Annotated in this window: 12 protein-coding genes; 4 read left to right on the top strand and 8 right to left on the bottom strand. The window is 34.1% G+C overall.

What is annotated here, in order from left to right; all coding sequences use genetic code 11:
- Positions 1 to 40: 40 nt before the first annotated feature.
- The 5 genes from CDOM16190_RS09035 to mqnE form a co-directional block, all read right to left on the bottom strand.
- On the bottom strand, positions 41 to 718 hold the full coding sequence (locus tag CDOM16190_RS09035; RefSeq protein ID WP_170020289.1) for a pilus assembly FimT family protein: 678 nt from the start codon (positions 716 to 718) through the stop codon (positions 41 to 43).
- A complete protein-coding gene (locus CDOM16190_RS09030; RefSeq protein ID WP_249934156.1) occupies positions 715 to 1,767 on the bottom strand; it encodes a glycosyltransferase family protein in 1,053 nt (350 codons plus the stop codon). Before CDOM16190_RS09030 ends, CDOM16190_RS09035 begins: the two co-directional genes overlap by 4 nt.
- A gap of 174 nt (positions 1,768 to 1,941) precedes the next feature.
- Entirely contained in the window at positions 1,942 to 2,382 is a 441-nt protein-coding gene (locus tag CDOM16190_RS09025; protein ID WP_170020285.1) for a phosphoribosyltransferase, read from the bottom strand.
- 11 nt (positions 2,383 to 2,393) lie between these two features.
- Complete coding sequence (locus tag CDOM16190_RS09020; protein ID WP_170020283.1) at positions 2,394 to 3,686, bottom strand: NCS2 family permease; 1,293 nt, start codon at positions 3,684 to 3,686, stop codon at positions 2,394 to 2,396.
- Between the two features lie 18 nt (positions 3,687 to 3,704).
- On the bottom strand, positions 3,705 to 4,769 hold the full coding sequence (gene mqnE, locus CDOM16190_RS09015; RefSeq protein ID WP_170020281.1) for an aminofutalosine synthase MqnE: 1,065 nt from the start codon (positions 4,767 to 4,769) through the stop codon (positions 3,705 to 3,707).
- A gap of 111 nt (positions 4,770 to 4,880) precedes the next feature.
- Here mqnE and CDOM16190_RS10915 point away from each other — a divergent pair, with 111 nt between their 5' ends.
- The gene (locus tag CDOM16190_RS10915; protein ID WP_349644389.1) at positions 4,881 to 7,367 is read left to right on the top strand and encodes an HD domain-containing protein; all 2,487 of its coding nucleotides are present in this window, start codon (positions 4,881 to 4,883) and stop codon (positions 7,365 to 7,367) included.
- A 2-nt stretch (positions 7,368 to 7,369) separates the two neighbouring features.
- Entirely contained in the window at positions 7,370 to 9,181 is a 1,812-nt protein-coding gene (gene glmS, locus CDOM16190_RS09005; RefSeq protein WP_170020279.1) for a glutamine--fructose-6-phosphate transaminase (isomerizing), read from the top strand.
- A gap of 40 nt (positions 9,182 to 9,221) precedes the next feature.
- Here glmS and CDOM16190_RS09000 read toward each other — a convergent pair whose 3' ends face one another.
- Positions 9,222 to 9,707: a type 1 glutamine amidotransferase family protein gene (locus CDOM16190_RS09000; protein WP_170020277.1), complete on the bottom strand. Its 486-nt coding sequence runs from the start codon at positions 9,705 to 9,707 to the stop codon at positions 9,222 to 9,224.
- 83 nt (positions 9,708 to 9,790) lie between these two features.
- Here CDOM16190_RS09000 and CDOM16190_RS08995 point away from each other — a divergent pair, with 83 nt between their 5' ends.
- A complete protein-coding gene (locus CDOM16190_RS08995; RefSeq protein ID WP_170020275.1) occupies positions 9,791 to 10,156 on the top strand; it encodes an HIT family protein in 366 nt (121 codons plus the stop codon).
- Complete coding sequence (locus tag CDOM16190_RS08990; protein WP_170020273.1) at positions 10,149 to 11,012, top strand: cache domain-containing protein; 864 nt, start codon at positions 10,149 to 10,151, stop codon at positions 11,010 to 11,012. Before CDOM16190_RS08995 ends, CDOM16190_RS08990 begins: the two co-directional genes overlap by 8 nt.
- Here CDOM16190_RS08990 and CDOM16190_RS08985 read toward each other — a convergent pair whose 3' ends face one another.
- Complete coding sequence (locus CDOM16190_RS08985) at positions 11,013 to 12,137, bottom strand: sensor histidine kinase (RefSeq protein ID WP_170020271.1); 1,125 nt, start codon at positions 12,135 to 12,137, stop codon at positions 11,013 to 11,015.
- Positions 12,127 to 12,789 (bottom strand): response regulator transcription factor, encoded by a 663-nt coding sequence (locus CDOM16190_RS08980; protein WP_170020269.1) that lies wholly within the window; start codon positions 12,787 to 12,789, stop codon positions 12,127 to 12,129. Before CDOM16190_RS08980 ends, CDOM16190_RS08985 begins: the two co-directional genes overlap by 11 nt.
- Position 12,790 lies beyond the last annotated feature (1 nt).

The raw sequence follows: 12,790 nt of genomic DNA, 5'->3' as shown, positions 1-12,790 counted from the left end.
AGGTTAAAAAACATACACCACAGAAATAATTTTATCTTAATCAGTATGAGACCCTGGCAAAACCGGTTTCAGGAGAGATATATATAGTAGCATTTCTGTCAGCAGTACTTATAGAAATAAAGCAATTATTGCCTGAAACCAATATCCTATCATATCCCCTTTGTGCTCCGCCTGTGGTGCCGGTAGTGCTGGCTTTTTGCATCGGACGCCCAAATTCATCAAACGATATAGATGTTGTATTGGCAGCACCGCAACCATTTGAAAAATCAATATTAGTTATTCCAAATTTTTTTGTTATATTATATTTATTGCTAGCATTTTGGCAACCGCCTCCCAAAGAGCCGCTATCCCAACCGGCACTCATGATTTTTGACGGATCTTGAGGATCTCTAGCGACCTCATCTATGCTATTTAAATTTCCTGTAAATTTTCCTACGCCATCAAAATAAACACTATATGTCCAGTCAGTATTTTTACTGCCACAAAAACCGCCTGTATTAAAAGATAGAGTCCATCTTCTTTTAAACCACTTCTCTACACTTGCATCAAATTTATTATCCTGCATGGCAAGATGTTGAGTGTATCTTATATGAGAGATTATTTGATCAACTGCTTCGGCAAGGTTATCACGCTCAAGTCTTGGTATAGCCATTGCAGCTAAAATTCCTATAACAGCAATAACAACAACTAACTCAAGCATAGTAAAAGCTTTTCTCATATGTCTTCCTGAATAAGTTTAAATTTAGCAATAGGTTTGCCAAATCTTTCCGTGGTTATATTAGCATAATTATCTTTTAAATCTAAATTTATAAGTTTTGTTTTACCATTTTCGATTCCGTAAAATTTAAGCCTAAGCGCTAATCTTTCATCGGTTTGAACATTTTTAATATCCATTTCTTTGAGCTTTATTGAAAGCTCTTTTGCAATATGATACTTATAGGCAAAATGTTTTTTAGGATTTTGGGCATATATATAAAAAATTTCATTAAACAATACAAAAACAAAGTTTATAACTAATGAAAAAGCAACAAATGAGGTCATAAATTTATAGCTTTTTCTAAAAATTGGCAGTCTAACTCGATATGAGTTAAAAAAAACTCTTACTATAAGAGGAGTTGCTATGACACAAAAAGGTAAAAAATTTTCAATCTCAAGTCTTTGCCTTATGGATGCGACAAGACATAGACAAAAAGACGTTATCACAACAAACCAAAGCAAATTTTTTTGCTCTTTAACCCAAATTCTATACATACAATATACAAAATATATAAATACAAACGGCGAAAATACGGCAGCAAATATACTTATTGTGTCTAAAAAATATCCTCTTGGCTTCCCACCTGTATCAAAACCGTATATAGATAAACATATACTAAACAAAATAGCTGATAGCCACGCAAGTTGACCGTCTTTTTTATAAATTCCAAATATAAAAAGAGCAATAAAATATGCCAAGAAAGAGTCGCTAGCAAAAGCAAGTAAAACCAAAACAAGATAAAACGCTACAGTTTGCCTGATTTGATAAAGATATATACCAAGCAATGCAAGCATTATAACTATACCTGCATCATTTACGAGTATCGCAGATGCAATAACTCCCGGTAAAAATATAAAGATCAAAACACTTACTACTCTATCAAATTTGCGTTTTAATATAGATTTTGAAATTTTATATAGTAAAACTATACTGATTATATGAGAAATCAGAAAAGGCGATCTTAAAGCGTAGTCATTATGACCAAAAATAGATACAAAAAATCTAGACATAACTCCAGCCATTGAACCGGAGTTATAAAAAATCTCAGCTTCATAGTAGCTAATGCTAAGAGTTGAAACCGCATAGAGCAAACAACATAGACTAAAACAACATATAATAGATATCAGAAAGGATTCTGAATGTAAAAAATCTTGTTTTTGCACCACACTTTACTCTATCAATAATTATATATGTACGTCCCAGAAAAATTCAACCCACTCATGCGCCTCTTTTATCTTAAAATCAGGCAACAATAGAGCCTTTGTTTTATAAAAGACGGATGCAATCTTAATATCTATATGCGGATAAATTTTCAAAAGTTCCCTCTTAATCTCTACTATACTCTCACCGGTATCTATAATATCATCAACCAGCAAAATTTTAGTAAATTTAGAAAGATCAGGAATGTTAAAAATCTCAATCGTATCAAGCTTTTTTGTATCCTCATAGTGAATCGAATTTAGAGTAAAAAGATTACGCTTATTAAGAGCAACAGCCAAGGAGTGTCCTAATGTAAGACCACCTCTGGCAATAGCCAAAATTACATCCGGATTAAACTCATCCCTTATCTCTTTAGCTAAAACCTTAATATCTTTTTCAAACTCATCGTATCCGTAATATATCATACAAAAACTCCTTAGTGAACTAAAAATACTATCAAACCGATCAAAGCAAGGATTATAACACCAAAACTAATTTGATCAAACTCACGTCTTAAAAGTCTAACCATCAAATATGCTATAAATCCTGCAGATAAACCGCTTGTAATAGAATATGTAAGTGGCATTAAAATTACTATAAAAAATGCCGAAATACCGATTGCCGGATCTTTAAAATTTACATTAGCAAGTTCGCTAAACATAAGCACGCCCACCATCACAAGCACTGGATATACTGCATTTGAAGGTATCGATTTAAAAAGTGGGAGCATAAACACCGTAAGTAAAAATAAGCATCCGCAAAATACTGCAGTAAGGCCCGTTCTACCGCCCTCTTCTACACCGCTTGCACTTTCTACGAAAGCCGTAGTAGTACTAACTCCTATCAAAGAGCCTGCAACTGTCGCTATAGCATCTGCTTCAAGAGTCTTTTCTAGTTTTCTCATGCCCTGCCGATTACTTTCATCAAATATTCCAGCCCTATTACCAACTCCAGCCAATGTACCAACTGAGTCAAAAAGATCGGTAACGAAGAAAGTGACTATAACAGGCAATAAAGCCAACGATAACGCCCCTATAATATCAAGTTCTAAAAACATCGGAGATATAGATGCCGGAAGCGAAAAAAACTCAGTCGGATAAGGCGAAATATCAAATATCCAAGCAATAGCAGATGTGGCTATAATGGATAATATAAATGCTCCTTTAATCTTCCATATCCAAAAAGATACAACAAAAAGAAGTCCTATTAGTCCTAAAATTACGTTCATATCTTTTAAATTTCCAAGCCCAACTAAGACAGCGTCATTTTTAACTATGATACCCATTTGCTGAAGCCCGATAAAGCTTATAAAAGTTCCTATTCCGGCACTTATCGCTCGCCTAAGATCAAGCGGAATAGACTTTATAACCCATACTCTAAAATTTGAAAAAGATAATATAAAAAATATAATTCCAGATACAAAAACCACACCAAGAGCTGTTTGCCATGGTATATTCATGCCTATAACAAGACCGAACGTGAAATAAGCATTTAATCCCATTCCCACACTCATTGCCACAGGAGTATTGGCCCATATTCCGTTAAATACAGTAGCAAAGAATGTAATAAGTGCAGTCGCAGTTATAAGCGCATCTATAGGCATACCAGCCTGACTCATAATAATAGCGTTTACAGGCACGATATACATCATCGTCAAAAATGTCGTAAGGCCAGCGCTAAACTCTTTTTTAACGTCGGTATTATTTTCTTTTAGCTTAAAATAATCCACCTTTCTCTCCTTAAATTTTTAATATACTTTTATCTCGTTATACATACTATCTCTCTCTACCGGAGTTAGTCCTGAGCTTCGGATAAGATCTATAAAGTTTCTCATGTCCATTCCGCTCGCACTCTTTGCTCCGGCAGCACTCTGAATGCTCTCTTTTTGTATGGTTCCATCCAGATCATCAGCTCCAAATTCTTGAGCAACCATGGCTAAATTTATAGTAGAAGTCGCCCAATATGCCTTAATATGAGGCACATTATCAAGGACTAAACGCGATATCGCCATAGTCTTTAAAATTTCGACAGAGCCCATAAATTTGCTAACTTTTATGAAATTATTATCCTTTTGATATACAAGTGGTATGAACGCGTTAAAGCCATTTGTTGTATCTTGCAAATCACGAATTCTAAGCATATGATCTATCCTATGTTTAGGCTCTTCTATGTGGCCAAATAGCATAGTAGCGTTACTTAGCCTACCTCTTTCGTGCCATTTTTTATGGATTTCAAGCCAATTTTTAGAGCCTACCTTGCCTTTGCAAATTTTAGCCCGAATGTCCTCATCAAATATCTCAGCTCCACCGCCAGGCATGCTATCTACGCCGTACTCTATCATCTTGTCTATAACCTCATCATAGCTTAGTCCATGATGACGAGACAAGAAATCAACCTCTGCGGCCGTTAAAGCCTTAACGTGCAAATTTGGATATATCTCTTTTATCTTTTTAAAAATTTCTAGATACCATTGCCAAGATGTATTTGGATTGTGAGCCGATACTATATGTATCTCTTTTGCTCCATTTTCTACGCTTTTTTCTACTATTTGCATAATCTCATCATGGCTCATTATATATGGATTTGGATTTTTCCTGTGAGATGAGAAAGCGCAAAATTTACATACATCCGCACAGATATTTGTCGGATTAATATGACGATTTAGATTAAAAAAGGCCTTTTTACCATGCAGTTTTTGGCGCTTTAAATTTGCAAATTTGCCCAATGTAAAAAGATCAAGGTCGTATAGTTTAAAGCATTCACTGGCTTCAAGCCTATCGCCACTTTGTAATTTTTCTATTAAATTTATCAATTTTATAGCCCGTTTTGAATTAGATATTGGCGATTATAGATAAAAAAAGCTTTGTTTTTGCAAAATTTTAGTATTATTTATAAATTTAACTTTTAAAAAGGTTGGCAGAAAGTGGCTTTAAGAAGAGAGAAGGTTGATTTTTTAGAGCTAGAAAACATACGCAAAAAACATCAAAAAAATCTAAAAATAGAAATTTTAAAATTGCAAGGAAAAGGGTTTGCAAATTTTATAGCCAAAGATAGCGATGAACTCATAAAACTATTTACAAATGCTGTGCTTAGCGATATTTTTAGAGATTTTTTACCGGACATAGATCATATCCCACTTTGCGTCATAGCAACTCAAAAATACGGACAAAGTCTCATAAGCCCAAATTCCGTCTTTGAAGTTTTAATCGTATATAAAAATATAGATGGATTTAACATACGCCAAATTTTAAAACTTTTACATCAGGCATTAGAAGACTGCGGGCTAAATTTAAACATAAAGACAATTCAGCTTAATGAAATTTTCGAAAATTTTAAAAACGACTTTAAGGCAAAGGCTTCAATTAGTAAAATTCGCTATATATCCGGCTCAAAAAATATGTACAAACTTGCCAGAAGCGAAATTTATAAAACTAGAGAATTTAATCAAAAAGAGAATTTAAAATACTACATAAAATCTCTTGGAGCTTTTAAGGATATTAAAAATTTAAAGCAAGAGCCGGATCTTAAGAGTGACTTTGGCGGAACAAACGATATTTACTATCTAAATTGCGCATTAAACGGCTTTGATAACGAAATAAGCTTTAGAACGCAGGCACTTAAATTTATAGACGAAAAAGAGCTAAGCGTATTAAATTTAGCGATAGATTTTATATTGTGTATAAAAACAGCTCAAAATTTATCCACGGGCTCTGATATATTTAGCTCCGCTTATATCGACGAAATCACCAATTTAATGCAAACAAAGTCTAAAAAAACTCAAGAAACAGACAGTATAATCTCTCAAAAGTTGCTATCTTGCATGCATACTGTGGCTCTTTATTCAAGGTATCTTACCGCTTCTTTTTATAGATCGAATTTTAAAAGCGAGATGGGTTTTAAGCAGCTAAAAATAGCAAGGCTAAAAAATGGATTTTATAGAATAGAAGATACTCTTTATACTCCGCTTCATAAAAAATCAAAAGGATTAAATGATGTGCTGGTAGAACTTTTAGAACTTAATGATATGGATTATAAATTTGACGTAGGGGCTATCTTTTATATAAAAAGAGCTGAAGTTTTAAAAAGCGAGCTTGAAATTTATCTAGCGAATTTCAAAAAAATTTTAGAAAGAAAAAATAGCTACTGCCTGCTTAAAGCTCTGCTTGATGCTGAAATTTTGCCAATTTTAGTTAAGCCTATGGAGCACACAAGCCATCTTGCGGTATTTGACGGATATCATAAATTTACGGTTGACGAGCATTGCTTGCTTACAGTAAAACATCTAGAAAACATCAAGGATAAATTTATAAAGAACCTATATGACGAGCTTTGCGGCGAAGGCAAAATAATGCTAAAGCTTGTGGCCTTGCTTCACGATGTTGGCAAAGGACTAACAGGCGATCACAGCGTAGTTGGCTCAAATATCTTTAGGGCTTATGCTGCCAAACTTGAGTTAAGCCAAAAAGCGGTAAATACAGGGGTTGTCTTGGTTAGATACCATACTCTTATGAGCGATGTTGCAAACCGCGAGGATATCTACTCTCAGCAGACTATTTTTAGCTTTATATCAAAGCTTGGCGATAAAAATGTCTTAAAACTTCTGTATATCATTACTTATTGCGTTATCAACGCAACTAACGATAAATTTTATACAGCTTATCTTGCTAAACTTTTACGCGAATTATATCTGATATCTCTTGAAAGCTTTGATGACGAAAATCTACTTGACGAAGCCACAAGAAGAGCAAAAAAAGAGCATAGTCTAAAGAGAAATAGTGAATTTATAGGATTGGACGAGAATTTAAAGGAAAAAATCTTTAAAATTCCGGCAAATTTATTATTTATAAAATATCAGCCCTTAGATATAGTAAATATCGCCTCTTTAGCGCAAAATACGCAAATTTTAGATATAAACACTAAAAATCATCCAAGCTTTATTATCCAAATAGTCTCAAAATTCTATCCGAATCTAGCTATACTTTTATCAAATTTAGCTCATCTTGACCTTGCTTATATGGAAATTTTTGAGCTATTTGACGATAAATTTTATATCAAACTTGATTTTAATAAAAATGTCAAAAATAGCGAGTTAGAGACCATTAGGAATCTAATAGAAATTTCGCTTAAAAGCATAGATAAAGTTAGCATTGATAAGCCACTGATTTTAAAAGATGAGCTAAATTTTGATACAAATCATTCAAAAGATTATGCTAAACTTTCGATAAACGCCAAAGATCAACGTGGACTAATGGCTTATGTGATGGGAGTTTTGGAAAACCTGGACATAAAGATCACTAGTGCGAGAATTCAAACCATAAAAAATCGCACACGCAATCTATTTTTGATAGAAAAAAGCCAAAAGCTATATGCAAACGAGAGTGAAATTTTAAATTTATTGATAAGCGAGTAAAAATGTGTGGAATAGTAGGCTACATAGGTAGCGGTGAAAAAAGAGATATTATTTTAAACGGACTAAAAGAGCTTGAATACCGCGGATACGACAGTGCCGGTATGGCGGTAATGAGCGAAAACGAGATTAATTATTTTAAAGCGGTTGGAAAACTTGAAAATTTGGCTCAAAAGACAAAGGACTTTAGCTCTATAGGCAAAGGCGTAGCCATAGGGCACACTCGCTGGGCTACCCATGGGAAACCAACAGAAATAAACGCTCATCCACATTTTGGCGAGCACTCTTTCGTAGTGCATAACGGAATTATAGAAAATTATAAAGAGATTAAAGATGAGCTTGAGGCTAAAGGCATAAAATTCTTAAGCCAAACAGATACCGAGGTCATAGTTCATCTATTTGAAGCCAATTTAAAAGAGCTTGATGACCTATTTAAGGCGTATGAAAAGACAATATCAAGACTTCAAGGAGCCTACGCGACTCTGCTTATCACAAAGCTTGCTCCTAATAAGATATTTTTTGCTAAAGACGCTGCGCCTATGGCTATAGCAAAAGGCGAAAATAACGAGCTATTTTTCGCATCTTCTGATGCCGCACTAATAGGAATAGCAAAAGAGGTGATGTATTTAGATGACAAAAACTACGGATTTATAAGCATTGATGAGATAAAAATATATAAGCATGCCCAAGCTATTTCACCTGCATTCGTACCACTTCCAAGAGACAAGAGCTATGCTCAAAAAGAGGGGTATAGATTCTTTATGGAAAAAGAAATTTACGAACAAAGCACCGTGGTTGCAGAGTGCATGATGGGGCGAATCAAAAACAAAAATATAGAGCTTGAAGGACTTAGTAACGAATATCTGGCAAATATCGATGATATAGTGCTTTGTGCATGCGGAACAAGCTATCATGCAGCACTTACAGCCAGCTATCTCTTTGAGAGATTAGTGGATTTAAGGGCTAAAGTAGAAATAGCTAGCGAATTTCGCTACCGTAAGCCAAAGCTAAATAAAAATTCTCTATTTATAGTAATAAGCCAAAGCGGAGAGACAGCAGATACCTTGGAGGCATTAAAAATCGCCAAAGACGCAGGATTAAAAACTCTAGCGATATGCAACGTCGATAACTCCTCTATAGTCCGCCTGGCTGATAATACACTACTTACTCGCGCAGGAATAGAAAAGGGTGTGGCTAGCACAAAAGCCTTTGCAACCCAACTGATACTTCTATGGATGCTTGCATTACAAAGCGCAAACGCTAGAAGAAGTATAGCAAAAGAAGATCTTGAAAGCGAAATAAACGCCCTGCTTCATGTACCTACAATACTAAATATCAGTACAAATTTACAGGAAAAAATCCGCCGCTTATCTAAACATTATCTTCATGGGCACGGATTTTTCTTTATTGGACGCGATATTTTCTATCCGCTTGCACTTGAGGGTGCTTTAAAACTAAAAGAAATTTCATATCTGCATGCAGAAGGCTATCCGTCAGGCGAAATGAAACACGGACCTATCGCGCTTGCGGACGAGAGATTATTCACTATAGCACTCATGCCAAAAAATAGCCTATACGAAAAGACAAAGAGTAATGTCGAAGAGCTTGCCGCAAGAGACGCCTACATCCTAGCAATTAGTCCGCAAGAATTTGAATTAAGCGATGATTTTATAAAAACAAGCGAACAATCTCATGTTATGAGCGAATTTTTTGAGATGATGATAATACTTCAAATTTTTGCTCTCGAAATCGCCGTTAGACTGGGCAATGATGTGGATATGCCAAGAAATCTTGCCAAAAGCGTTACCGTAGAATAAATTTAATAAAATTGAGAATTTTAGACCATAAAATTCTCAGCTAAATTAAAATTTCAGCCAACCTATCTTTTGTAACACTATTTAACTCGCAAATAGTTATAATATCGTTATCTTCGCACATATTTGCATTAACAAATTTAGCATACTCGCCAATAGCGTTTTTATACCCTGCTCTAAGGCAAGCCCCTCTGCCTTCCAAAAACCCTGCACCTCCAAAAATCAAAGCTCCTAAGTCAAGTGCTATTTTAAGTCTAGCCCTGCCTGCACTTCTAATCCAGCTTAGAAAAATTTCATCATGCCTTAAGCTAAGTACTCCTAAGCCATCAGGAATAATAATCGCATCATATCCATATAGACTCTCTCCATAAATTTGAGGAACTATCCTTAGTCCATGCTCATCTACTATTTCACTTTTAAAAGCACAGATTTTAACATCATGCTTTGTTTGTAAATTTGAAAGTAAGCTCCAAATTTCAGCCAAACTTACTAAATTTATCCTATCATACACAACTATTGCTATCTTCATGTTTATTCCTTATTACACATAGTATAGATTTAAATTGATTAAAATTCAAATTTAGATACAATCGCCTCAAAAAAGAGGTAAAAATGATATATCAAGATGAATTTATAAATATCGAGCGCGAAAATAGTGAAATACCTTGGATTAAAATTTTTACAAATACTCCTTACGTTGAACTTAGTGATTGTGATGAAGCTACTCAAAATAGACTTTTTGAAGCAATTTTAATAGCAGAAAAAACAATGATTAAATTTTATAAACCGAAAAAAATAAATATAGCAAGCTTTGCAAACTATCTTCCAAGAGTGCATTTTCATGTGATGGCAAGATTCGAAAACGATAGCTTCTTTCCAGAGTCTATGTGGGGTAAAAAACAGCGCGAAGGATCGGTTAAGCTGCCAGATTTTAATGAGTTTAAAGAAATTTTAGTAAAGAATTTAGAGAATGAATAAAAAACTAGCGATTACTTTTTCTCTAACAGGTCTAATACTATTAATATTTTTAATATTCTATTGGTTTGAATACACAAAAGAGCTAGAAACGGAGAATATAAAGAAATTTTTTGATTTTCAAACCAAAATACTAAACAAAAATATAGAAGAAGAGAAACTATCGGCAATGACAGTGGCGGTACTTTTATCAGAAAATGAGAATATCAAAAACTGCCTTTTGCAAAACGATAGGGATGGCTGTTTAAAGGCTCTGAATCAATTTACAAACATACTACAAAAAGTGCCTATATATAAAAATGTAAAATTTCATATTCATACGGCAGATATGAAAAGCTTTGTAAGAAGCTGGATACCGATGCACGATGACAATCTTTTGAGTTTTCGTTATATGCTAAAAGAGGTTAAAAAAGGAGCCGTGGCTGATATTGAGGTTGGAAGGGGAGGAGTCTTCATAAGAGCTGTTGCACCGATTATTTTATCATCTAAGAACAGTTTCTTAGGAAGCATAGAGGTTTTGCTTGATTTTGAACATCTAAGTGACTTTTTCAAAGATCAAGGAATAGATCTCTTTGTGCTATTAAAAAAGAGTCCCGGCTCCCCATACCAAAGCCAAGACAATGAAAATATGATAAATGATTTTTATCTTATAAATAAAGATTATGCGAATTTGAATATTTTACCGATTTTACAGACAATCAATTTTAACGGGCAACAGTTTCATAAATTCAACACCCACAACTTTGCAATTGAGCCTATGAATGATACTATGGGCAATAAAATAGGCTATTTTGTAATATATTTTAATTCCGATCAAAAAGAAAGAAATTTATCAAAGCTAAATATATGGCTTAAGTAGTTAGTCTAGTATATGCTTAGAATAAGGAATAAATTTATACTTAAACACACTACCTTTTTTGAGCTCGCTTGTCACGGAGTATTCTATACCGTTTTTTATACATATTCCCGCTACTATATTAAGCCCTAGTCCAAAGCCACCTTGCACGCCCTCATCTCTTACATAACGCTTCCAAATTTTATTAGAATCCTTAATGCCTTCGCCAAAATCCTCTACTTCAAGCACAATCCAATCACTCTGAAGACTTAGTTTTAAATTTATAATACTTCCTGCCGGACTATATTTAATGGCATTACTAAGGTTGTTATCTATGAGCCTTCCGGCCTCAATCTTATTCATAAACACCTTCAAATCAGGCTCTACAAAGTCATAAATTTTAATATTCTTAGACATTGCAAGCCCCCTCATATAACTAGCTCGCTCAAGGCAAAATTCGCTCAGATTTAAAATTTCAGGCGGAAATAAAATATAGCTGTGCTTAATGTAATATTCAGTATCTTCGTATGTTATTTGCATCTGTTTTAAAGCCGCTTTTATACGGTTTGTGTATTTATTATCTATTCCGAGCATCTCTAAATTTATACCGATTACACCAAGAGGAGTTTTGAGCTCATGCATGGCATCGTTAAAAAAATTATTCATATATTTTTTTGCATCTTTATATGGTTTAATGCCGCTTACAAAAGATAGATACAAGGTTACAAAAACCACAATCAAGGCAAATACAAGGGTTAAAACTGTAACAAATAAAATTCTGGCGCTATTTTGCTTCTTGGCTAAAATCAGATAGTAAAAATCCTGCTCTAACTGAAAATAGCTCTTGTAAAAGAGATAGCCTTTTTCTTGTAAGGTTACGAATTGAAAAGTGCTTGGCATAACCTCTAAATTTGATACTACTTTTTTCTCTTTGTATGTGTAAATTCCATATTTATATATCAAAGACGATGGAATAGTTTGATTACTTTCTAAACTATGGCGTATTTTACTCTCGTATTCAAGCAATTCAAACATATTTTTGGAATATTCATCTTTGGCGCTTAAATTTATAATCTCATAGCTTTGGAAAATAAATAAAACCATTATTACCAAAGTAGAAAAAAAAGGTATTTTAAGATTATTTAACATCTATTTTATAGCCAAGTCCACGAGATGAAACGATAAAATCAGGCTTTGTTTTCTGACGAATTTTAAGAACGTGCATTCTAATATCCGCAGAATCTATCTCCTTGTCACCCCAAACTTCAGCTCTTATAGTCTCAACCCCAACGAAACTATTTTTATGATAAAGCAAGCACTCTATTAGGTCAAATTCCTTCAAGCTAAGCTCTATGATTTTTTCTTTAAAATGTAGCTGTTTTTTAATAGTATCTAGTTTAGAATCATCATCTATAGTGATTAAATTCTTATCATCTTTTCCATGATACTTGCGCATTAGTTCATTGACTCTAAATTTAAGCTCAGCTAACTCGAAAGGTTTTTTTAGATATTCATTACAACCTAGCTCGTAACCAACGGATAAATTATTAATATCGACAAGAGAGGTCATGATCATTATCGGGGTTTGAAGGCCAATATCTTTTGCATATTTTATAACTTCGTGCCCGCTTATATGCGGAACCTTTATGTCAAGAATAAGCAGGTGGTAGAAGCTTTTTGATATCTTGTCGCATGCCACCTGCCCATCAGGCGCCTCGTCAACCTCATAGCCTAAGACCTGAAGATACTCCGAGACACTCTCTCTATAATTAAAATCATCCTCTAAAAGTAGGATTCTCACC

Source organism: Campylobacter sp. RM16190, from assembly GCF_012978835.1.
Classification (GTDB): Bacteria; Campylobacterota; Campylobacteria; order Campylobacterales; family Campylobacteraceae; genus Campylobacter_A.
The sequence above is the reverse complement of the archived record's forward strand: the minus strand, read 5'-3'. Positions and strand labels throughout refer to the sequence as shown.